Source organism: Paenibacillus sp. Paensp111, assembly GCF_059492195.1.
The window spans coordinates 1534146-1557559 of sequence record NZ_CP168527.1 but is presented as its reverse complement, the minus strand read 5'-3'; the positions used below and the strand labels follow the sequence as shown (position 1 = coordinate 1557559).

General features: G+C 49.8%; 23 protein-coding genes and 1 other annotated feature. Of the genes, 4 read left to right on the top strand and 19 right to left on the bottom strand.

The features are described 5' to 3' along the window. Positions 1-98: 98 nt before the first annotated feature. The 3 genes from ACEN86_RS07040 to ACEN86_RS07030 all read right to left on the bottom strand — a co-directional run bounded on the left by ACEN86_RS07040 (position 99) and on the right by ACEN86_RS07030 (position 3883). Positions 99-2735: a DNA internalization-related competence protein ComEC/Rec2 gene (locus tag ACEN86_RS07040; RefSeq protein WP_495633602.1), complete on the bottom strand. Its 2637-nt coding sequence runs from the start codon at positions 2733-2735 to the stop codon at positions 99-101. Between the two features lie 110 nt (positions 2736-2845). Beyond that, positions 2846-3367, bottom strand: coding sequence for a deoxycytidylate deaminase (locus ACEN86_RS07035; RefSeq protein ID WP_495633601.1), 522 nt, complete (start codon positions 3365-3367; stop codon positions 2846-2848). Positions 3368-3382: 15 nt separating this feature from the next. Next, positions 3383-3883: a ComEA family DNA-binding protein gene (locus tag ACEN86_RS07030; protein ID WP_495633600.1), complete on the bottom strand. Its 501-nt coding sequence runs from the start codon at positions 3881-3883 to the stop codon at positions 3383-3385. Between the two features lie 111 nt (positions 3884-3994). Between ACEN86_RS07030 and comER the strand changes: the two genes are divergently transcribed. Then, positions 3995-4834: a late competence protein ComER gene (comER, locus tag ACEN86_RS07025; protein WP_495634238.1), complete on the top strand. Its 840-nt coding sequence runs from the start codon at positions 3995-3997 to the stop codon at positions 4832-4834. Here comER and leuS read toward each other — a convergent pair. Beyond that, positions 4831-7272 carry a leucine--tRNA ligase gene (gene leuS, locus ACEN86_RS07020; RefSeq protein ID WP_495633599.1) on the bottom strand — a complete coding sequence of 814 codons (2442 nt, stop codon included), beginning with the start codon at positions 7270-7272 and terminating at the stop codon, positions 4831-4833. The two genes, comER and leuS, sit on opposite strands and share 4 nt — an antisense overlap. 109 nt (positions 7273-7381) lie before the next feature. Then, positions 7382-7639: a binding site (T-box leader), on the bottom strand. Between the two features lie 279 nt (positions 7640-7918). On the opposite strand from leuS, the gene ACEN86_RS07015 reads away from it, so the two are divergent. Beyond that, on the top strand, positions 7919-8230 hold the full coding sequence (locus ACEN86_RS07015; RefSeq protein WP_495633598.1) for an ArsR/SmtB family transcription factor: 312 nt from the start codon (positions 7919-7921) through the stop codon (positions 8228-8230). A gap of 48 nt (positions 8231-8278) precedes the next feature. Here ACEN86_RS07015 and ACEN86_RS07010 read toward each other — a convergent pair whose 3' ends face one another. From ACEN86_RS07010 to spoVAC, 14 genes are all read right to left on the bottom strand, one after another. After that, on the bottom strand, positions 8279-9052 hold the full coding sequence (locus ACEN86_RS07010) for a class I SAM-dependent DNA methyltransferase (RefSeq protein ID WP_495633597.1): 774 nt from the start codon (positions 9050-9052) through the stop codon (positions 8279-8281). A gap of 26 nt (positions 9053-9078) precedes the next feature. Further along, positions 9079-9996: a CvfB family protein gene (locus ACEN86_RS07005; protein ID WP_495633596.1), complete on the bottom strand. Its 918-nt coding sequence runs from the start codon at positions 9994-9996 to the stop codon at positions 9079-9081. Beyond that, the gene (rsfS, locus tag ACEN86_RS07000) at positions 9993-10340 is read right to left on the bottom strand and encodes a ribosome silencing factor (protein ID WP_495633595.1); all 348 of its coding nucleotides are present in this window, start codon (positions 10338-10340) and stop codon (positions 9993-9995) included. The genes ACEN86_RS07005 and rsfS overlap by 4 nt, the downstream gene beginning before the upstream one ends. A 43-nt stretch (positions 10341-10383) precedes the next feature. After that, positions 10384-10953, bottom strand: coding sequence for a bis(5'-nucleosyl)-tetraphosphatase (symmetrical) YqeK (gene yqeK, locus ACEN86_RS06995; protein ID WP_495633594.1), 570 nt, complete (start codon positions 10951-10953; stop codon positions 10384-10386). Further along, the gene (locus tag ACEN86_RS06990; RefSeq protein ID WP_495633593.1) at positions 10934-11530 is read right to left on the bottom strand and encodes a nicotinate-nucleotide adenylyltransferase; all 597 of its coding nucleotides are present in this window, start codon (positions 11528-11530) and stop codon (positions 10934-10936) included. Before ACEN86_RS06990 ends, yqeK begins: the two co-directional genes overlap by 20 nt. A gap of 21 nt (positions 11531-11551) precedes the next feature. Then, entirely contained in the window at positions 11552-11848 is a 297-nt protein-coding gene (gene yhbY / locus ACEN86_RS06985) for a ribosome assembly RNA-binding protein YhbY (protein ID WP_495633592.1), read from the bottom strand. A gap of 57 nt (positions 11849-11905) precedes the next feature. After that, positions 11906-12775, bottom strand: a complete 870-nt coding sequence (aroE, locus tag ACEN86_RS06980) for a shikimate dehydrogenase (protein WP_495633591.1) — start codon at positions 12773-12775, stop codon at positions 11906-11908. 61 nt (positions 12776-12836) lie between these two features. Next, entirely contained in the window at positions 12837-13964 is a 1128-nt protein-coding gene (gene yqeH, locus ACEN86_RS06975) for a ribosome biogenesis GTPase YqeH (protein WP_495633590.1), read from the bottom strand. Beyond that, positions 13964-14488 (bottom strand): YqeG family HAD IIIA-type phosphatase, encoded by a 525-nt coding sequence (locus ACEN86_RS06970; RefSeq protein ID WP_495633589.1) that lies wholly within the window; start codon positions 14486-14488, stop codon positions 13964-13966. Before ACEN86_RS06970 ends, yqeH begins: the two co-directional genes overlap by 1 nt. Positions 14489-14598: 110 nt before the next feature. Continuing rightward, on the bottom strand, positions 14599-16812 hold the full coding sequence (locus ACEN86_RS06965) for a DUF4129 domain-containing transglutaminase family protein (RefSeq protein WP_495633588.1): 2214 nt from the start codon (positions 16810-16812) through the stop codon (positions 14599-14601). Then, positions 16805-18007, bottom strand: a complete 1203-nt coding sequence (locus ACEN86_RS06960) for a DUF58 domain-containing protein (RefSeq protein ID WP_495633587.1) — start codon at positions 18005-18007, stop codon at positions 16805-16807. Before ACEN86_RS06960 ends, ACEN86_RS06965 begins: the two co-directional genes overlap by 8 nt. Positions 18008-18050: 43 nt before the next feature. Continuing rightward, positions 18051-19007 carry an AAA family ATPase gene (locus ACEN86_RS06955; protein WP_495633586.1) on the bottom strand — a complete coding sequence of 319 codons (957 nt, stop codon included), beginning with the start codon at positions 19005-19007 and terminating at the stop codon, positions 18051-18053. Positions 19008-19282: 275 nt separating this feature from the next. Further along, positions 19283-19633, bottom strand: coding sequence for a stage V sporulation protein AE (spoVAE, locus tag ACEN86_RS06950; protein WP_495633585.1), 351 nt, complete (start codon positions 19631-19633; stop codon positions 19283-19285). 25 nt (positions 19634-19658) lie between these two features. Continuing rightward, the gene (gene spoVAC / locus ACEN86_RS06945) at positions 19659-20108 is read right to left on the bottom strand and encodes a stage V sporulation protein AC (RefSeq protein WP_495634237.1); all 450 of its coding nucleotides are present in this window, start codon (positions 20106-20108) and stop codon (positions 19659-19661) included. Positions 20109-20573: 465 nt separating this feature from the next. Here spoVAC and ACEN86_RS06940 point away from each other — a divergent pair, with 465 nt between their 5' ends. Then, positions 20574-21647, top strand: a complete 1074-nt coding sequence (locus ACEN86_RS06940; protein ID WP_495633584.1) for a M42 family metallopeptidase — start codon at positions 20574-20576, stop codon at positions 21645-21647. 95 nt (positions 21648-21742) lie between these two features. On the opposite strand, the gene ACEN86_RS06935 is transcribed toward ACEN86_RS06940, so the two are convergent. After that, complete coding sequence (locus tag ACEN86_RS06935) at positions 21743-22216, bottom strand: CBS domain-containing protein (RefSeq protein WP_495633583.1); 474 nt, start codon at positions 22214-22216, stop codon at positions 21743-21745. Between the two features lie 217 nt (positions 22217-22433). On the opposite strand from ACEN86_RS06935, the gene ACEN86_RS06930 reads away from it, so the two are divergent. Further along, positions 22434-23405 carry a helix-turn-helix transcriptional regulator gene (locus ACEN86_RS06930; RefSeq protein WP_495633582.1) on the top strand — a complete coding sequence of 324 codons (972 nt, stop codon included), beginning with the start codon at positions 22434-22436 and terminating at the stop codon, positions 23403-23405. Positions 23406-23414: the final 9 nt, after the last annotated feature.

Here is a 23414-nt window from a genome sequence, read left to right as displayed (position 1 = left end):
GCCATAAGTCTCACCTAAGAATAACAGAAATCTGACACGGAGTCATCCGGCCCTCAGGTGACGCCTGAGATTGGTTTCTCAAGGAGACTTTAGTCCTTCTATTGGAGTCTATGTCGTGTGACAATCTCCCCTTCTCGGACCTGCATTTGAATCTCACCCATCTCATCTGTGCGATGGATAATGATCCCCCGCTTCTTCAACTTGTCTAAAGTATCGGGATGTGGATGACCATAGCTGTTGGACACCCCAACAGAAATGACGGCTGCCCTGGGCTTCCAAAAGTCCAGCCATTCCTCCGAAGTCGATGTATGGCTTCCGTGATGGGCAACTTTCAGAACGTCTGGGAAGCCGAGGCTGCTAGAGGAACCCAGCTTCTCAAGCACCGCCTGCTCAGAGGCCGTGTCCATATCCCCTGTGAACAAGAAGCGGGCATCGTCCATTTCCATAAGAAATGCAATCGATACATGATTCTGCTCCTTGATAAAAGGGATGTCCCCCGCGCTATGGTCCTTAGGCTTAACAGGTGCCAGAAAAGTCAGCATCGTGCGGCTGTCCGGCTTAATTTGCAGTCCACCGGAAATGGTGTACAGCTTAATCTTTTTGTTAAGAGCGGTATGTATAATGTCCTTGATTGTCTTCGTGCCGGTCAGAGTACCGTTTATGAATACCGCCTGTACCGGGATAGAATCCAGCACGGCCTGAATTCCCCCAGCGTGGTCCTGATCCCCATGCGTTAGAATGATGGCGTCGAGCTGATGAATGCCTCTTTTCTTAAGCAGCGGAACCACCACCTTCGCACCGACCTCATAGGGATCTTTCCTGTTCTTCCAAACCTCCTTCGGCTTCCCGAATGTCACGGTTCCTCCTCCATCCACCAGGATGTTTCTGCCCTCAGGCGTAGTAATAAGCGCGCAGTCTCCCTGACCTACATCGATGAATTGGACAGTTCCCGTATTATAGGGATTCTCAGGCTGGTACCCGCTATACAGAAGTCCCGCCAGGCTGCAGCAGCACAGCAGCTGTCCCACTGACCAGAGCATAAGCCTGCGGCGGCTTGGATTCCCATACCTTGATATAGGGGACAACTCAGGTGTAAGAGGCTGGGTCTCATTAGACGTAAAATTGCTGACAACTGCATGTTCAGACTCTGCTCTCCTTCTAAATAAGTACAAAAGACAGCTGATGACTATATAGTATGCAGCTATCCAGCCAGCCGAAGGCGATTTCCAAATCGTCATGAATCCGCTCCGGTTATTCATCCACAGCGCTGCCGCAAACGTAAGCTCGTTCACCATCTGGATGGGGTAGGCAGTCCACCTGCCTAATTGCAGCCAGATTAAACTGAATAGAAGAGAGGCAGTACCGGCTGATAAAGAGAACACGCCTACAATAGGTACAATAAGAAAATTAGCAGCAAGAGAGAGCAGCGAGAACTGATTAAAGTAGTAGATCGTTAAGGGGAAGGATACCAATTGGGCCACTATCGTCATGGAGACGGCCGTCCTTACTCTGCCCGGGAGAAAGCCTAACAACGGATTCACCATGGGAACAAGCAGAATCAATCCTGCGGTAACGAGAAAGGACAGCTGAAAACTAACATTGTACAAATAGTAGGGCTCCCAAATTAACATCAGAAGGGCTGTCGCCGCCAAAATATTCAAGGCATCCTTAAAAAGCCCCTGCCTGAGCAGGTATATGCCAAGCATGGCCATGATCCCGGATCGGACTACGGAGGGGGTCAAGCCTGTTAATAATACATATAGCGGAATAAATATCAGGACAATAAGATAAGCCTTCTCCTGGCTTACTCTGAATCGTCTTAGTATCCAGAACAAGATACTCATATTAATAGCGACATGACTTCCCGAAATAGCAAGAATGTGAGTCAAGCCGAGCTGGGAGAAGCTGCTGTAGGTCTCCGGGTCGAGGTCCTCGGTTACGCCGATTAATAAACCTTTCATGAACCCGGCACTGGGCTCTTCAAATAAAAGGCTGATACGGCTGCCCAATTGGCTTCTTAACTGGTCGGTCCAGGCCATTATCGCCGTGAAGCTCCAGCCCGCGGCTGATGTCTGGACATTTGCCGTTCCCTTAACCTTAAACAACCAGTGAATGTGTTCCCGGTGCAAATACCTCCCGTAATCAAATCCTCCGAAATTCCGGGCCGGAGCAGGAGCAATCAGGCTCACATTTGTAAGAATCACGTTCTGTCCCCGCGTCCATTTCCGGGAAATTTCAAGTTCCTTCTCACTTAGCAGGCGAACCTGCACGATTACCATTTCACTACGCAGATCGTTCTCGTTCAGTGATTTCTGACCTGGTGCTTCTACAGAGAGACGGTTAAGCCTGATCCTAAAATCCGTTCTGTCCCCATCCGTCTCCGGTGCAGAGATAATAACCCCCTCTGCTCTGCTGATTACAGATTCCTCTGCTGTTATAGAATGTGTGTCCAATAGAGTCGTTATCGAGCTTACATTCCGAATCTCATTATAATTCCAGTACTGGGACGAAGCCGAGAAGATAAGCCAGTAGATAAGAGTCCGCTTCCAGCTGCACCTGCCCAAGAAGCCTAAGAGAGGAAATGCCAATGTCGCACCCGTCCATAAACACCAGAAAGTCCATCCTTCATATTGACTTGCGACTACGCTTCCCGCGATCCACAAGTAAGCCGCTGTCAACAGTGGTCTGCGTGTCATCATCCCACCCCTTTCATCCGTCTTATACTTAAAAATCAAAAAGAACCCCATCCTGCTATATTCGCAAGATGAGGTTCTTCCTCAGAGTAAATGCTATTAATCTACCGTCTATTTAAAAGTACCCGCTACTGAGCCGAGTACCCTTTCCATTAATCCTGCACCTTCTGGACCGTCTCCGGTGGCGGAGAATAATCTTCCAGCTGCCTGAACATGATCCCCTTCTGATCCATCATGGCTTTAACTTTAGCTGAATCTTTCGGGTATGGACGGTGATATACAATCAGAGTTATACCGCTATTTGCAAGCATATTGGCACATGTCCAGCAAGGCTCATCCGTCACATATACACTGGACCCTTCCCGGTCGATCCGGTCTGTGAAAAGCAGCAGATTCTGCTCGGCATGAATCGTCCTTACACAGCGCTGTTTCTTGATCATTCGTTCCTCTTGGCCATGCTCCTTAACCAGTTCATATTCCTCGGCAATCATGCAGCCCGCTTCAGAACAATCAGGGACTCCTGAAGGAGCCCCGTTATAAGCTGTGCCCAGCAGCTTCTTGCCTTGCACAAGAACTGAACCTACATGACGTCTGCTGCAGCGCGAACGGGTGGATACCATATAGGCGATATCCATGAAATAAGTATCCCAGTCTTTCCGGTTATCCAGACTCATCTTCCCTACTCCTATCTAAAGCCCGATAAAGGGCTTCATTTTCTCAAGCATTTTTGGACCAATGCCTTTGACATTGGTTAGATCGGCGACCTTACCGAAGGCACCGTGCTGATTACGATAGTCCACAATGGCAGCCGCCTTCTTGGCTCCGATACCCGGGATATTCTGGAGCTCCTCAAGCCCAGCGGTATTGATGTTGATGAGCTGCGCGGTCTCTGAAGAAGGATTAGAGACCGAATGGCTGCTCTTAGTTAGAGGGGACTGGCTTAGAACCTTCTCTGCCTTGGCTTCCCCTGAATGTCCGTCATTGCTTCCGCTCTTCATGGCTTTGTCTGAAGCCGGATTCCCGGGGTTCAAGCGGGGGGTCTCTTGCGACTCCATGGCCTTAGCCACCTGCGTATTTACCGGAACCCATCCTTCAAGACCCGCAGGCGGCCTTGCTCCTACCGCAAGCAGCATGAGACCAGCTCCTATTACCGCCGATACCACCGCTGTTCCAATTAACTTTCTATACATTTACCCAGCTCCAATCTCAAATCTATAAATTCATGGTCATGAATATCTATCTGAGCTGCATACATTGTAACGACGAAGCCGCGCCTTCGCGCAGAAGGAGAGATCTCCGTGATGAAAATAGGATTTATCGGAACAGGGAGTATGGGAAGTCTGCTAATTGAATCATTCTTACGTTCCGGAGCACTGCAGCCACGGCAGATTACGGCAAGCAGCCGTACTCTTGCCCGGACTGAACGTCTGTCTGCCAAGTATTCGGGTCTGAAGGCCGTGGACAGTAATGTCCACACAGCGCTCCAGAGCGATATTATATTTATCTGCGTGAAGCCACTGGAGTTCCCCCAGGTACTCAGTGAAATTCAGGGAGTCTTGAATCCTGAACAAATCGTTGTATCGATAACAAGCCCGGTTCAGATCAGCCTTATCGAATGTATTCTTCCATGCAAAGTAGCCAAAGTTGTGCCGAGTATCACCCATGCCGTTCTAAGCGGCGCTTCTCTATGCATGTATGGTCAGCGTATACTTCCAGAAGACAGGCTGCTGCTTGAACAGCTGATCTCTTCCGTGGGCACCCCGGTACTGATCGAAGAAGCCCATGTCCGTGGTGCCTCAGATATCTCTAGCTGCGGACCTGCCTTTTTGGCTTATATTCTTGGACTATGGGCAGATTCTACCGCAGAATTAACTGGACTTCAGCGGACAACCGCCGTACGTTTAGGCGCAGAAATGCTGCTTGGTACAGGACGCCTTCTCACCGAGGGTGGCTTCTCACTGGAACAGCTAAGGCAGCGAGTAGCCGTCCCCGGTGGAGTAACTGCGGAAGGCCTTTCCGTACTCAAGCAGCATTTAATTTCGGTATTCCCAGAGTTAATCCAGGCCACTACCCGCAAGCATGAACATGATCTGGCAAAACTCGATACGAGCTTTGACCAGTTAAAGAATCATAGTGACTAACCTACCACAATATTTACAAGCTTGCCGGGTACAGCAATCACTTTACGCACAGACTTGCCTTCGATCGCCCGCTTAACGTTAGGAAGCTCCATCGTGAACTCCTGCATGGCGGCTTGATCCAGATCCTTGGCAATTTTGGCACGGTCCACAATCTTGCCGTTAACCTGAACCACAATCTCCACTTCTGCATCCACAGTCCATGCCTCGTCATAGGATGGCCATGCCACGTAGGTCACACTCTCTTCGTGGCCTAGACGTTGCCACAATTCCTCGGCAATATGCGGAGCAAGCGGTGACAGCAGCTGCACGAAATTCGCTGCCGCTTCTCTAGGAACAACATCTATCTTATAGGCTTCATTGATGAAGATCATCAGCTGGCTGATGGCGGTATTAAAGCGGAGTCCATCCAGGTCTTCTGTTACTTTCTTGATGGTCTTATGCCATGTACGTTTGAACTCCTCGCTGCCTTCTCCATCCACGATCTTTGAATTCAGAGCGCCGTCCTCTCCGATGAACAGTCGCCATACACGGGACAAGAACCGGTAAGTTCCCTCAACCCCATTGGAGTTCCAAGGCTTGGTAGCCTCAAGAGGTCCCATAAACATTTCGTAAATACGAAGGGTGTCTGCCCCGTATTCATTAACAATTACATCCGGGTTAATGACGTTACCGCGGGATTTACTCATCTTCTCGTTGTTGGTTCCAAGAATCATTCCCTGGTTAACCAGCTTGTGGAATGGTTCCTTCGTTGAGACAACTCCCAGGTCATAGAGCACCTTGTGCCAGAACCGGGCATACAGCAGGTGCAGCACAGCGTGCTCCGCTCCTCCAATGTAAAGATCAACCGGCAGCCATTCCTTCTGCTTCTCTGGGGAGCACAGTTCTTGATCATTGTGCGGATCTATGAAGCGCAGATAGTACCAGCAGCTTCCTGCCCATTGCGGCATAGTATTGGTCTCCCGGCGGGCAGGCAGCCCTGTCTCCGGATCTGTCGTATTCACCCATTCCGTTACATTGGCAAGCGGTGATTCTCCTGTTCCGGACGGCTTGATCTGATCGACATCAGGCAGGACAAGCGGAAGCTGATCCACAGGAACCGGCTTCATGGTTCCGTCTTCGAGATGCAGAATTGGGATAGGCTCACCCCAGTAGCGCTGACGGCTGAACAGCCAGTCACGCAGACGGTATGTGACTTTCCCTTTACCTTTCCCCTGCTCTTCCAGCCAAGAGATGGCTTTCTTAATCGCTTCTTCGTTATTCAGACCATTCAGGAAATCAGAATTAACATGCTCTCCGTCACCCGCATAGGCTTCCTTGCTGACATCCCCGCCAGATACGACTTCAAGAATAGGCAGATCAAATTGCTTCGCAAACTCATAATCGCGCTCGTCATGAGCCGGAACAGCCATAATGGCACCTGTACCGTAGCCGGCAAGTACATAATCGGCAATCCAGATTGGCAGCTTGGCACCATTTATCGGGTTAATTGCATAGGCCCCTGTGAACACACCTGACTTCTCTTTTGCAAGATCTGTACGTTCCAGATCACTCTTCCGGGCCGCCTGCTCCTGATAAGCCTTCACAGCCTCGCGACGGTCTTCCGTCGTAATAACTTCGACCAGCGCATGCTCAGGTGCAAGAACTGCATAACTGGCTCCAAACAAGGTGTCCGGGCGCGTCGTGAACACGGTCAGTGACTCGGTCTGGCCTTCAATGGCGAAGTCGACTTCCGCACCTTCGGATTTGCCGATCCAGTTGCGCTGCATGTCTTTAATGCTTTCCGACCAGTCAAGCTCCTCCAGATCTTCAAGCAAACGCTCAGCATATTCAGTAATCTTAAGAACCCATTGACGCATCGGCTTGCGGATAACCGGATGTCCTCCGCGCTCACTCAGTCCATCGATAACTTCTTCATTAGCAAGTACAGTTCCAAGTGCAGGGCACCAGTTGACCGGTACTTCTGCGACGTAAGCAAGTCCTTTGTTATACAGCTGGATGAAGATCCACTGTGTCCATTTATAATATTCCGGGTCTGTCGTGCTGATCTCCCGATCCCAATCATAGGAGAAGCCCAGTGACTTAATCTGGCGGCGGAAGTTGTTGATGTTCTTCACTGTGATATGACGGGGATGTTCACCCGTATCCAGCGCATGCTGCTCAGCAGGAAGACCGAAGGCATCCCAGCCCATCGGATGAAGCACGTTATATCCGCGCATCCGTTTGTAACGGGAGACGATGTCCGTGGCTGTGTAACCCTCCGGGTGGCCTACGTGTAGGCCTGCGCCTGAAGGATAAGGGAACATATCCAGCGCATAGAACTTGGGCTTGCCGGCATCCTCTCTTGTCTTGAATGTCTGGTGTTCATCCCAATAGGCCTGCCACTTTGGCTCTATGGCCTGCGGGTGATAGACATGATTATTAACGTTCTTCTCTGTCATGAAATAAGCTCCTCCTTGGATAGCGCATCTGTACATTTGTACATCTGAATTAATTCATCGGTTAGTTAAATCCTCACAAAAAAACCTCTCAGTCCATAGCGTTATCACCGCTAGGGACGAGAGGATTATTCCCGTGGTACCACCCTAGTTAGCGCGTCAACATGCTTTGTTCTGCGCTCACTTTAGCACCCTTAACGCGGGTGTAACGATGTATGTTCACCAGAATACCGGCACTGATATCTATCCGGCCTCCAGCTTGCATCATAACTCCGAGGCGAGTTCATTACAGCCTGATCAACCGGTTCGCACCCCCACCGGCTCTCTGTGTGATTAGATCTGAATTACTGGTCCTCATCATAGCTTAAATATCCAATTTAATTAACAATTATTATATTCATATCTTCCCTTATAGTCAATGCCGGGTATCTCTTCTAGACTTTAAATACCTTCGTCTTCTCGAACAGCTTGTTCGTCAAAACCATGAGTTCCTCTAAAAAAAAGTATATATCCATTTACCTATACTTCCTAGTTAATTTATCCCAGAATCAAACTTTGTGTGATGAGTTACTAAGAGTTTTGTTAATTTATGAATAAATGCTTACAGGAAATACTTTGACAAGTCGGGAAGAACAAATATAATGAAGCCATGGATTACTTGACTATTTTCAAAGCTCTAGCGAACGAAACCCGGCTGCAGATTTTACTGTGGCTTAAAGAACCCGAGGTTAATTTCCCGAATGCGGTTCCTCTTGCAGACGAGCACGGTTTCAAAGATGCGATCTGCGTTGGCAAGATTCAGGAGAAAGCGGGCATGTCCCAGTCTACCACGTCCCAGTACTTATCCCTGCTTCAACGTTCAGGTCTGCTCGAAGCCAGACGCATAGGCCAATGGACGTATTACCGCAGGAATGAAGAGACTATCCAACACTTAGCTGAATATATTGGAAAGGAGCTCTAAGCAAACAGCCGGTCATCCCGAAGATGACCGGCTGTTCTTCTATTATGATTATTTTACCGCTACAAAAAAAAGTCTGGCTGCATCATCGGAAGCTTCAATCCACTCGAAATCGGCATAACAGTTCACTTGAGAAAAACCGCATTTCGTAAGCTCCACCTTAATCCAGTTGGGATCATAGGCCCGCTGAACATGCGTTTCTTCAAATCTGCGGTACATGTCAGTACCCTGTTCCGATTCTCGCGCAAATATCGTCAGATGATGCTCAATCTCATTCCGGTACGCATCTCTCTCGCACGTCCATATATACGAGACAGATTTCTCATCCCAAATGAAAGGCTGATCTTCCTCATACCGCTTCAAAGTATTCGGGTGATGCACATCAAAGAGAAACGTCCCTCCCGGTTTGAGCCCTTCAAACGTACGTCTAAATGTCCGTGTGAGATCCTCGGGCTCCAGCAGATAATTGATACAGTCACAGAATGAGATTACGGAATCCACGGGCTCCGGCATCTCCCACTCTCTCATGTCCTGCTGAACCCAGCGAACGGATCCATCCCGGAACAGTCTGCTTCCGCGCGGGGTCTGCTCCATCTTACGGCGGGCTACCGCCAGCATATCCGGAGATAAATCCATCCCCGTCACTTCAAAGCCTGAGTTAACCAGCGGAATGGTTATGCTGCCGGTTCCGCATCCCAGCTCAACCACTGTCTTGGGCATCCCAAGCTTGTCCCAGGCGGTTCTAGCGAACCGAATCCAGTCGGGGTAAGGCATATCTTCCATCAGTTCATCGTACACATATGCGAATTTGCGATATGAAGCCATCTGTCAACACCGCTTTCCATAGAAGCTTAGGCCAGTCCGTCCCCATCACTAGTGTCATTAGCTGCAGTATCCTTGTTGAGATAAGTCCAGTTCTCTTCCTGACGGATCTTTCCATCTTTCATCAGCTTGCCCATGGCGCGTTTGAAGGCAGACTTGCTAATCCCGAACCGCTGCTTGATAACATCCGGTGGGGTTGCATCCGAGTAAGGCATGCCCCCGCCTGGCCGGCTCTCCAGATATTCGAGTATCCGTTCGGCATCCTCATTGCGGCCGATTTCTTTGCGCGGCGCCATGGACAGGTTCACCCGTCCATCTTCACGAATATGGGCCACACGCACGTTCACACGCTCACCAAGACGCAGCAGCCTGCTGCGTTCGGAAGAGTGAATCATCCCGATCGCGCCGAATCCAAGAACACCGCCCTGAACAACGACGAAAGTTCCCATTTGCAGCGGCTTGTAGACTACGGCTTCGAGCCATTGATTGTTCCAAGTCGTAGGAGCGTGGAAAGCCAGCGGAGCAAGCTCCTGCTCACCGGCCAGCTTCGCCTTGAGTCTGCCTTGTTTGTCGTGCTCCATGATTACATATACCTGGTCTCCAACTTGAGGATGAAGCTCCTTAAGCTCCGGCAGTTCCCGAATCGGAAGCAGCAGTTGCCGGCCTAGTCCCATTTCCAGGAAGCATCCCAGTCTTGGATGAAAATCGGCAACTTCAAGCAGAGCCAATTCTCCAAGTGTCAGATAAGGCGTCTTCATGGTAGCAGCAAGCCGATCCTCCGTATCAAAGAACAGGAATACCTCAACGGTATCCCCGGGCTCAACCTTGCGGGTCAGCTCTGTATAGTGCAGCAAAACGTCTTCAGAACCGTAACTCAAAAAGAAACCGTAGGGCGAGACCTCCCTGTCAATCATCAGAGAGACTATCGTACCCGCTATCAGACTCATACCGTCTCCACCACTTTGGCATCTGACCACAGACGCTCGATATTATAGTATTCCCGTTCATCACGGTGGAAGATGTGTACGACCACATCACCAAGGTCCATTAGCACCCAGCGAGCTGAATCCATGCCTTCAATTCCACGAATCGTTGTCCCCGCTTCTTGAGCGCGTTTGCGAATCTCGGTTGCGATAGACTGAACCTGAGTATCCGAATTCCCGTGACAAATGACGAAATAGTCTGCGATCATGGAGATTCCCTTCAGATCCAGCGCTACGATGTTGGCTGCCTTCTTGTCATCAGCGGCCTCTATAGTTAGGTTAAGCAGTTCTTTTGGACTTACTGTCATTCATTTACCTCCTAATAGTAAAAGTGAGCTTAGTATCTAATCTTCACTTGATTTGCCGAATCAGATCGTTACGCGAGAGAACAGTAAGCGGATAGATCACTTTCCTCTTCTCAAGCAGAAATTGAATCGTGGAATCCAGCCCGGCGATCAGCCCTTCTTCAAGGCTATGATTCGCCAGTTTCCTTATATTATTCACACCCGGAAAATCCCTACCGGGTTCAATATAATCAGCCAGACAAATCACCTTGTCCAGCATTGTCATGCCAATTCGGCCAGATGTATGATAACGAATCGCATCCAGAATTTCTTCATCTTCAATCCCATAGTCCCGCTTAGCAACAAATGCGCCTACCTCAGCATGCCACAGCTGCTTGTCATTTCCAAGCAGGTCTTGGTTCAAATGATTCTCGCGAATCACCTGCTCCTGCTGATCAATAGGCCAGAACTTGGCCACATCATGCATAAGCGCAGCCAGATCCGCCTTCTGCGGATCTGCTCCATACCGCTCAGCAAGTTCTACGGCTGACTTCATGACACCTTCCGTGTGCTTCCAGCGCTTCTCCGGCATTTGTCCGGATACCGCCTTGATCAATTCATCCCGGCTGTACCGCATAGATCCCGCTCCTTATCATGTATTCGTATACACTCTCGGGTACCATATAGCGAACCGACTGTCCTTTGGCCATTCGTCTACGGATCAGACTGGAGGAAATATCCACAAGCGGCATCTCGGCAAGAAGAACGGCGTCTTCAATAAATTGAGGCAGCGTATCCAGATCAAGCATACTTCCCGGTCTTTGCAGGCCGATGAATTTGACCATGTTCACCAGATCTTCAATGCCTTCCCATTTCGGGAGATAGTTAATCATATCCGCACCGATGATGAAATAAAACTCGATATCCGGATGCATTCCCTTCAGTTCCTTCATCGTGTCGATCGTATAGGATATCCCGCCGCGCACAAGCTCAATATCCAGCGGCTTGAAAGCCGGATTGCCTGCAATCGCTTCGGCAACCATCTCAAGCCTCATCTGGCCGCTCACCCCGGCCTGCCGCTTATGGGGCGGCAGATGAGAGGGCATGAACCAGACCTCTTCGAGTCCGAACTGGTCTCTGGCTGCTTCGGCAACGAGCAGATGGCCGACATGAATCGGATCGAACGCTCCGCCCATGATCCCGATTTTTCTCATGATCCAACCATCCCTTCCGGATTAATTCTTGGGAAGCTCGATTTGCTTATTTTCCTTGGATTCCTTGTAGAGAACGATAGTTCTGCCGATCACCTGGACCAGCTCAGAACCTGAATCTGCGGCCAGCTCTTCCCCGATCTGCTTAGGGTCATCCAGACAATTGTTAAGAACGGATAACTTAATCAGCTCCCGAGTCTCAATGGCATCGGTAATGTGGCGGATAATCTGTTCATTGGTACCGCCTTTTCCTACTTGGAAAATGGGCTGCAAGTGGTGCGCTTGACTGCGCAGAAAACGTTTTTGTTTGCCTGTAAGCATGTGTTGTTCTAACTCCTTAAATGGCCGTTACCTGTGGGCCATATTCATATTCTGTATTTAAAGTATACCCTGTAAGCTCTCAAGTACCGCTTCACGCATTCTGTCCACCGGAGCTTTCAGACCTGTCCAATATTCAAAAGCATACGCTCCTTGATAGATGAACATGCCAAGTCCGCTATGTGTGCGGCAGCCTTTGATCTCAGCCTGGCGAAGCAGTTCGGTCTTAAGCGGATTGTAAATGAGATCACTCACGACAATCCCCTCAGGAATCCATTCCGGATTCATCGGAATATCGCTAACGGCCGGGTGCATGCCGACCGAGGTTGTATTGATCAGTACATCTACATCCTTAACCGATGCAGCAATGTCCTCATTCCCGCATCCCGTCAAATGCCCAAGGCCCGACCATTCCGCGGCAAGCTGCCTGGCTTTGTCCGGAGTCCGGTTCGCTACGATGATCTGAGCTGGTGACTCCAGAAGAAGAGCATAGATAATCCCTCTGGCGGCGCCTCCCGCTCCAAGGACAAGAATCGTCTTCCCCTTCAAGTCAGGCACAGCTTCTTCCTTCAATGACCGAACATAACCAATTCCGTCCGTATTGTAGCCGGTAAGCACACCATTATTGTTAACGATTGTATTTACCGCACCGATCAGGCGCGCTCCTTCATCCAGTTCATCCACCAGGTCCATCACGTTCACTTTATGCGGGACTGTGACATTCACACCCCGAAATCCAAGCGCTCGTATTCCCTCAACTGCCTGAGCCAACCGGTCAGACTTCACATGAAGAGGTACGTAGCTCCCCGGCACAGAGACGGCATGCAGGGCCGCCTCATGCATAACAGGAGACTTGGAATGCGCAATGGGATCCCCCATGACACCTAACAATAGCGGTCCTGTTGAAGAATGGCTCATCTCCTTGCCCATTAGGCAACCTCCCCACTTTAATGGACTGGACTGAAGTACAGTCCATATAGCATTGCTTATCCTAGATCAAGGATGGACGAAGCAGCACTTTAATCCCTTTCGGAACGTGAATGGCCACTACCGCGCCCGACTCTCCATTGACCTTGATCCAGCCAAGTCCGGAGATGAAGATGTCGCTCCGGCTTCCCCGCGGAATCCGGAATTCATGTCTTGTCCATGCCGGCAGCTTGCTGATCTCATCCCGGTTCGGTGGGGATAACATCTCCCCAGCATGCTTCTCGAAGAGCTCATCCGCTCTCTCCAGCTTGGTCCGGTGAATCGGCATCTTGCCGCTGACAAAGCAGGTAAAGGACTGATGCTCGCCTTGTATGAAGTCAAAACGGCCAAACCCGCCGAAATAGAGCGTCTGCCCCTCATTGAGCTGATATACGATCGGCTTAAGCGGCTTGTCTGCCATAATTACGGACAAATCGCTTGGTCCGATAAGCTCACTGTAACGCGAAGGATACATAATCCCAGGCGTATCAATGATGTACTGTCCATCGTCCAGCGGGATATTAACCATATCCAGGGTTGTACCCGGATAACGTGAAGTGGTCAGTTCCTGATCCAGATCACTATAGTCGCGGATCAAACGATTGATCAGCGTGGATTTGCCTACATTGGTAGCGCCGACGACATACACATCCCGGTCTCCACGATACTGCTCCACAGCCTCAAGCAGGCGGTCAAATCCCTTGTTCTGCTTGGCACTGCAGAATATAATATCCTGAGTTCTAAGCCCAAGCTCTTTCGCCTGCTTCTGAACCCAGTTCAGCAGCTTGTTCCAGTTCGTTACCTTCGGAAGCAGGTCGATCTTGTTCACGGCAAGCAGCACGGGATTTGTGCCAACAAACCGCTGCAGACCTCCAATTACACTTCCCTCAAAATCAAAAATATCTACGATGTGGATGACAAGCGCATCCTTCTCTCCAATCTGACTGAGCAGACGCAGGAATTCATCCTGCTCCACAGTTACGGATGAGGATTCATTGTAGTTCTTGATTCTGAAGCAGCGCTGGCAAATGACCGGTTCACGTTCCAATGCCTGCACTGGAAGGTAACCGGGCTTGTTCACATCTTCATTCTGCAGCTTCACGCCGCATCCGCTGCACTTTCTCCCTTCAGGGATAAGCGGTCCTTCTGTCATTAGTTCTTGTCCTCCTCGGTCCATACTCCAACTTTACGCAAACGCCTTTGAACAATACGCTCTACCCGGCGGTTGAACCGGGTGACGAAGCCTTCATCTTCAATGGCTATCGGCTGAACCAGCACCGTGAACAGGCCCATACGATTCCCTCCATAGACATCGGTTAGCAGCTGATCGCCGACCACAACCGTTTCACTCGGCTTGTATCCGAGCAGACCCAGGGCCTTATGAAAGGGAATATTAGATGGCTTCCTGGCTTTGTGAATGAATTCAATATTTAAAGGGGTGGCAAATGAAGACACCCTTCCCAAATTATTGTTTGACACGATCACAAGTTTAAAACCATGCTGTTTCACTTTTTCAAACCATTCTACAAGGATGGGTGTTGCTGAGGGTTCTTTGGCGCCTACAAGCGTATTATCCAGGTCTGTAATGATGGCCCGGTAGCCTGATGCGTAAAGTCCTTCTAGATCAATATCAAACACCGTGTTCACCCGCAGTTTGGGCATCAACTTCTCAAACAAATGTCGTCACCTCAGTTTCTACGACAAACTATACCATAATCTTTCTTTATAGTAAAAAAGAAACGCCCCGGGAATGCGGCTTCCCAAGGCTTTATAATTGCACGATTGCATTAGTGCGAATAAGTCTTTTTCAAAGCTCTGCTTAAATTCTGCAGCTTGATCTGAAGAGCTCTCCAATCCTGCTCTGAGACGGTATGCGGACTATACTTGGCCTTCTCAAATTGCAGCAGCAGCTCATCAAATGACGAGGCCATGGACGGAGCATCATCCTTCCAACGGGTAACCGCCTCACGAAGGGTCTCATGGTCTTCTCTTGTGAAGCCTCGTCTCTTCATGAAGTGAATCCAGCGGCCTGTCTCCACAACAACCTTCTCTCCGGAGGTCAGTTCACGGCCTTTTCTCACACGAAGATAGGCGTAGTACAGGGCGCTGCGGTATCTCCACAGGAGATAACCACCGAGAACCAGCAGAATACCTGCCGTGATGGATAAGAACCACCGAAGGAAAGCCGTGTTACTCTGCGGTGCAGAATCCACTTCCGGTTCAACATCTTCAGGCTCAGCCGAGGCCGGCTCCGCTGGCGTTTTGTTCACCTCGTCATCCGTCACATTTATTGGTGCGTCAAATCCCGGAGTCGCCTCAAAGGTAACCCAGCCATATTCTTCGCCAAAATACACTTCAGCCCAGGAATGGGCATCCGCATTGGTTACTACATAAGGACCAGTGGGTTCATTGGTCAAATTCTCAGGACCCTGGAACTCCTGATGTCCCGTAGAGAAGCCTTTGACCCATCTGGCAGGCATCCCGATCGAACGGGCCATCGTCACCATCGAGGTGGAGAAGTAGTCGCAATAACCCTCTTTGATATCGAATAAAAAGCCTTCCACAAGATCCTTATGGACTTTGCGGGACAGGTCCGGCGTGTTGGTGTACGTGTAGTTATTTTTGAGATAATCCTGCAGCAGCACCATTTTATCATAAGGGGTCTTCCCCTTTGCGGTGACCTGCTCTGCAAGCTGCTTCACGCTGTCCGGGAAGTCCGGATCCAGCTGAACATACTTACTCTCCATTCCATTAGGGTAAAGTGTATTATAACTGGCGCCTTGCAGCTCTTCCAGCGGTATAACCGGCATTTCGGATACCACTTTGTAGACGGAGGGATACCCGCCATTCTTGGGATTCCTGTCAAAGCCATCCCACTTCACGGATCTATCTTCAGGATACCATCTCGCTAATGGATCCTTAGTCTTCTCCTCATCACTAAGCAGGCTGATGTGAGAGATGGAATAAGCGCCGAACAGCACGGGATAACTCCGCTTACTGTTCATCACAATCGTCTGCTCGACCTTCTCGGTCTTCACTTTACTGCCCACTCTGTTGAAATTCATAGATTGGTCCAGAATATCAACCGTTCCATCCCGGTCACGTTCCTGGAGTCCTCCCCAGCCTGTTCCCGTGTAGAAATCTCGGGTCTCCCCCCGCCAATAAGACGCCTTGGGAGAAGTTACCGTCATGACGGTGCTGTAATCGAAATTAAATCCGCCTCCAAGCTTCGAATCGTCCCGGCTGTACCCTGAGGCGGACGGAGAAGACTTCTTCTCTGTCTCCTTCGACTTCTCATATTTGTTCCCCTGAAGGTTCTGCCAAGCCGAGTAAGGATCTGTCAGCAGAGGAGCCACCTCAGGCATACTTACCCCGAGCAGCAGTACACACGAGAACACTACGACAATATTTACGAGCACTTTGAAAGGAGACAGCCTTAGGTGGTACCAGCCCTGAGGATATTTAGTCTGATACCTGCGAAAATGAAAGCTGACCAGCCATCCGAGTCCGGCGAAGACCGTCCAAGCCACCTCTGTCCACAAATAATAGCTGGTGAACGAGTCCAGAATGGCGAAGGTCACTATGTTCATCCCTGTGAACAGAAGAATAAAACCGCGATAATCCGCAAGGCGAATCGCAAGCTCGAATAATCCCCATGCCGGGAGACTGAACCAGATATAAGGATCCAGGCTTTTCATGAACTGAATAATACCAATTGGCAATAATGGCCCATCTGTAACAAAAACATCGTAGGAAGATAACACAGAATAATGAATAATGGCCATAACGGCAATTTTCGCGATCCACTTCAGCCATCTGTTAAAAGGCAGCAGGGCCTCCGCTGCGGCCGATGCAATCAACACATCCAGTACCAGAACTGAGGTCTCATCATACCAGATTGGCTTGACGAAGTTAATCCACTGGACAGCCATGATCATGACCCAAAGCATACATAAAATGAAATACCATGAATACTGTACTCTTCTGAATCTGTTAATCATAGCGGCCTCCTCTCATGGATACAGGAAGCTCCTGTAGAGAAGGGACAACAATCCCTCGCAGCCCTTGCTGACGCAAGGAAGCCGAGAAGCGGCCGTCCTGAGGTTCTGGGCCGATAAAGATATGATAAGGGGACATTTGGCCCGATTTTGCCCACTGCAGGGTCTCCAGCACCTCTTTATCCGTCCGGGAAGAAATAAGCACAAAGAATGTACCCGGTGCAAACAGATCCTTCTTGCCTGCCAGTCTATCCTTCAGACTTCCCTGTCCATCCGGCTTGATGTCAACCAAATGCTGCACCATCCGCTGCCGCTCTGCGGCATTGTTCATCGGAAGATAACCTTTGAAGCTGCTCCCCAAAGTGCACAGCCCAATGCTCATGCGCTCTCTCGCACTGTAATCCAGCAGGGAGGCTGCCGTAGATACGGCAAGCTCGAATTCTGCGAGGTCCAGATAACTGCTCTGACTGGCGTCCAGCACCAGTACGGTCTTAGGAAGGGACTCATGCTCGAACTCCTTGGATTTCCAGCTTCCCGTCTTCGCTGTAGCATTCCAGTGAATTCTGGACAACCGGTCTCCATAGACGTATTCCCTGACTCCGTTAATCTGGGTCGTCTCACGCCGGGACAGCGACTGGGCATTCTCCGGGCCTGCAAACCTTGAGTTACGGTCGGTTAAGTGCCAATAAGGAATGAATACGGTCCTCGGCAGCACATAGAATTCCCCTTTGAAATCAAAGGTGCGTGTATGCTTGATGAGCCCAAAAATATCCTCCGCACGGCATTCGGTCTCGGCAAATGAATATCTGCCCCGCTCAAGCGGCGGGGTCTGAAATGAGATCTCTGCCCCTGAACGAAACCTCGGGATTACACTCTCTTCGAAAGCCCATGAACCGCCGCTGTGCCTCTTTAACATTTCACGGACAATAATAAATGGATGCGGCGCCCATCCGCGGTGCTCCATATTCAGCTTCACATGAACCTGATCGCCCGCCTGCATCTGGCCTCCCAATCCGCCCTCCATGGATAGGGACCGCGTTCCGCTCATCTTCTTCAGACCAATCCAGCTGCACAGAATCCAGTAGACCATCAGAATCGATACCATCATCAGCAGCATGATGGAGGTCTTGCCGCCTTGAAACACGGTGTACATCAGACATACCAGCCATATTAATCCTGGTCTCCATAATCGCTTCATCCCTGATCCTCCCTTTAGAGCCGATAAGCTTCGATCCACAGGCTTATCGCTCCACAGAAACCGGGACGTAGACTTGTCTAAGAATATTCTGCAGGACAGTATCCGCGTTCAAGCTGTCCAGCCTTGCTTCCGGACGAAGCAGAATCCGGTGACCCAGCACAAACGGTGCCAGCGTCTTAACATCATCAGGAAGTACGTAGTTCCGTTCATTCAGGAATGCGTACGCTTTCACTGCATTAAGAAATGCGAGGGAAGCCCGTGGGCTGGCACCAAGCAGCACACCTTCATGTTCGCGGGTACGACGAACGATCTCAAGCAAATAATTCAGCACCGCATCATCCATATGGACTTGCCGCACTTCTTCCTGGATGCGGGTAATTTCGTCCATCTGGGTCACAGGCTCAAGCTGATCAACAGGTTGTCCCTTTTGGTGGGAATGCAGCATCGTTCTCTCGGTATTCTCATCCGGGTATCCCATACGCAGCTTCATCATGAAGCGGTCGAGCTGGGCCTCGGGAAGCATATAGGTTCCTTCAAAATCAATTGGATTCTGGGTAGCACACAGCATAAAAGGATTGGGCAGCGCGTAAGTCACCCCATCCACCGTCACATTACGCTCTTCCATTACCTCAAGCAGGGCTGACTGCGTCTTCGTCGTTGCCCGGTTAATCTCATCGGCAAGAAGAATATGGGTCATTACAGGACCCGGCCGAAATACGAAGCGTTCCTCATGGGGATGAAATACGGAGACCCCGGTAATATCACTTGGCAGAATATCGGGATTACACTGAATTCTCCGGTATTCCCCGTTCATGGATCTGGCCAGCGCCTTGATCAGCTGGGTCTTCCCCGTCCCCGGCACATCTTCAATCAAGACATGCCCTCCGGCAAGAAGCGCGGTTAACAAGAGCTTTATCTCAAAGGATTTACCTAATATACATGATTCCAGATTTGATTTGATGGCTGTAACGATTTGTACGGATTCTCTCATCGACGTCATGCCTGACTTCCTCCTCATTCACCATAGGTTGGCCCACAAAATTACAATATACCTTAAGCCTGTATATATCTTCCTATTGTACATGATGAAATAGGCCTGCGTATAGTTCCATCGCTTTCCAAAACTATTTGGATCAAATTACAAAACTCTGTCCGCATCTATTAAAGACATAAAAAAGAAACCTCTCTTTGGTCAATGGAATTACTTAACTCCATTACTCAAGAGGGTTTCTTGGCGCACCATCTATTTAAGGAAGGCTCCGAGCCAGAGATATCTTATCCTCTGGGGCGAACGATTAACGCAGCAAGGAACGAGAATATTATGGCAGAGGAAATCCCCGCGCTCGTCACTTCAAATATCCCCGTAACTATCCCGATCCAGCCGTCCTTCTTGAGCTCGGTCATAGCTCCGTGAACAAGTGCGTTCCCGAAGCTGGTAATCGGTACAGAGGCTCCGGCTCCGGCAAATTTGATCAAGGGCTCATACCAGCCAAATGCATCCATAAGCGCCCCGATGACCACCAGTGTGCTCATCGTATGGGCTGGTGTAAGCTTGAACAGGTCGAACATAAGCTGTCCAACTACACAAAATAAACCTCCAATAATAAATGCCCAGAGAAATATCATCGTCTTACCTCTCCTTCATTAATTGTCAATGCACACCATCAATCCCGAAAATGACATGAACCAGCCCAATCACAAAGGCGGCTACTACCCCGAATACGATGACTGAGCCGGCCAGCTTGAACATATTCGCGCCCACGCCAAGCACCAGTCCCTCGGATCGATGCTCCAGAGCAGCAGAGGACATCGAGTTGGCAAATCCGGTCACGGGGACAGCCGACCCGGCTCCGGCCCACTGTGCGATTTTGTCATAAACCCCCAGACTCGTGAGGATGACGGAGATCAGAATCATGACAGCCACGGTCGGATTGCTGGCCTGTCTTATATTCATATGAAATACGGAAATGAAAAACTGCTCTACCCCTTGTCCAATCAGACATATCAATCCGCCGACCAGGAAGGCCCTCACACAGTTCGCTGCAATTTTCCTTGGAGGCTCATGCTTCTTGGCGATTTTCTTATACTCTTCCGGGGTCATCGAGTCTTTAACCGATGCGGATGAGGGGTCATTTACGTTATGAGTCTGCTCAGCCAACTTTGCTCCCTCCTGTTCATCCCTTGTTGTTCGCAGCATCTCGTCCCCATCATTATCTGTAGATGTGTAGATTGTTATGATTGGTAAATCATCCATATCCCAAAGGCTGATCTTAAGAAAAAACAGCCTCCGGAAAGAGGCTGTTTAGTACATCAGCAGCAGACGGGACTGTCTCTCAAAAAAATAAAGCACAACAACAAGCAAAATGAACAGCAGGCAGATCACTAGAAGTTTTTTGAGCTGTGAAGTGGTCATTAGATTCCCCCCAAGCAGGACCTACCACATCGTATGCCTGCGACAGGCTTATGTGCATGTCTAATGACGTATACCCCGTGAACTCGACAAACTCGACAAGGCCCATCTCGTAGTTCATACTGGAAATATTGAATGAAAGGGGAGTACATAATAATGAATGAACACACACTTGAGCTATTTCGGACATTAACCGAATTCCCTTCTGCACCGGGCTTTGAGAGGGAGCTTCGCGGCTTCGTGAAGGAGCGGCTCTCTGCCTATACCGATGAATTTGTACAGGATCGCCTTGGAAGCTTATTCGGTGTCCTTCGGGGAGATGAACAGGGTCCTAAGGTGATGGTTGCGGGACATATGGATGAAGTCGGCTTTATGGTTACAGGTATAAGTGCCAATGGAATGGTCTCCTTTCAGCCCCTCGGCGGATGGTGGAGCCAAGCTGTTCTTGCCCAGCGTCTCCAAATTATTACCCCCGAGAGACGTATAGTCGGAGTTGTCGGTTCGATTCCAACTCACCTGCTGGATGATGCGCTGAGAAGCAAGCCTGTCGACCTCAAAACCATGTATCTGGACATTGGAGCAGACAGCAAGGAAGAGGCGGAAAGCTTCGGGGTTCGCCCGGGACTGCAGATTGTACCGATCTGTGAATTCACTCCTCTGGCCAATCCGAAGAAAATTATGGCCAAAGCCTGGGATAACCGCTATGGTGTGGGTCTCGCCATCGAACTGATGGAGGCTCTTCATCAAGAGAAGCTTCCAAATACTCTGTATGCCGGAGCCACCGTTCAGGAAGAGCTTGGGCTTCGAGGTGCACGTACCGCGGCGAATCTGATTCAGCCGGACATCTTCTTTGGGCTTGATGCCAGCGCGGCGAATGATATGACAGGAGACAAACGGCAGTTCGGCCAATTAGGTGAAGGGGCGCTGCTCCGGATTCTGGACCCGACTATGCTGACACACCGGGGCTTGGTTGAGTATGTACAGGATACAGCCGACACCCACAAGATTAAGTACCAATACTTCGTATCTCCGGGCGGTACGGATGCTGGCCAGGTACATTTAAGCGGCATTGGTGTTCCCTCGACAGTCATTGGGGTATGTTCGCGCTATATTCACACTTCGTCCTCCATTCTCCACACGGACGATTATGCCGCAGCCAAAGAGCTGTTAATCAAGCTCGTACGCGGCCTAGACCGCACGACGTTGAACACCATTTTGGAGCGGAGCTAGATGAGTCTGGCTAACCTCGGATAACTTACGTAAGTACAACAGATTAAATACAAAAAAGACCTAAGCGCCAGTTCGGCGTTTAGGTCTATTGTGTGTTATATCGATTCAGGGTTAAGAACAAATGAATTCACCAGCTGGCGAATCACATCTCCCCGGCTGATCACACCCACGATGGTTCCCTCGGCATCCACGACAGGAATTTTCTTGAAATGATGCTTGCCCAGTATTTCAATGGCTCTTTCCAGAGGGTCATCTGGTGATACAGTATATAAATTTTTGCTGACCATAACGTGGCCGACAGAAGTCTCAAGCTTATTCATTACAGAGCTGTCCAAGGATTCCGTCTCCGTCTGGATTACATAACTGAAGAAATCATAGACCCTGCCCGTGCTTGGTTTAAGATAGCGAATTACATCGCCGTCACTGATCATGCCAAGCAGCTTGCCCTTGTCATTCACGACAGGAGCACCGCCTATTCGCTTATCTACCAGCCTTTGAAGCAGTTCCCGCAGGGTTGTTGTGCTGCTTACAGTCACAGGATTTGTAATCATGAAATCTCTGACCTTCATATCTACTCCCCCTATCTATGGAGTTACAGTTCTATTATATTATATACCCTAAAAGTAAGCGTGTGCATTGCATCACAGGTGACCTTCACTCAGAATGCCCCAACACTCCTTAGCCATTATTCCTGATCCGCAAAGGACTTCTCCTTCAGGCTGTGGAATATGGGAGATGGAAGATCAATGACACCCCCCATGATCAAATAAAGAAGGTGCATTCCCTATGGCTAAGTCGGATTACATGATGTCTATATTATGGATTCTCCAGACCCGGCAGAGAACTACAGCACGCGAGCTCGCCGAGGAACTGGAGATCAGTGTGCGTTCAGTATACAGGTATATCGATTCGCTATGTGCCAGCGGAGTGCCTATAATTGCGGAAACCGGTCATCGCGGCGGTTACCGCCTGATGGAGCATTTCCAGTCTGCCCCGCTGCTATTCGATCCAGATGAGCAAAAAAGCCTCGTGCAGGCTGCACAATTCGCACAGGATGCCGGATATCCCTTTGCAGATACTCTTAACCGGGCTATCTCCAAGCTCAAAACCTATATCGGTCCCGATCAGCTTCAGCACGTACAGCTCCATGAGAACCGGATCGGGGTCATCACTCCTTCATCCAAGAGGTTCGAAGATACTCTGCAACTACTAAGCCAATGTGCAGCGGAAGGTCTAACCCTTATCATGACTTATGCCAAGAGTCATCAGGGGGCAGCTGCAGAGCGTCTGCTCGATCCGTATGGGCTCGTTCAATGGAAAGGGAACTGGTACATAGTCGGCTACTGTCACCAGCGCGCAAAAATCCGGAGCTTCCGTGTGGACCGGATCCAGACGATATCAGCGACGGAGCAGACTTTTGCTCACCCGGAGTCCTTCTCTGCCAGCCGGTTCTTCATGACTTCCCTGCTTCCCGGCTCGAAGGAAGAACCTCACTTGATAAATGTAAGGATAACCGGGCAGGAGCAAGCACTGAATGAGCTGGGCAGACACTGGCTGTTCTCCCATACACTTGTCAAAAGTGAGAACGGGGAAATCCTGTTCCGACTGACAGAGGAATCCATCCAGACCTTTGCTCCTTATTTCTTATTATCCTACGGCAGAGCGATCCGCATACTTGAACCGGAAAGTCTTCAACGAAGAATGATTGAGGTCCTTACCGGAATGCTCCATCATTATGATCAGCCTATACATGACTGACAGCAGCTG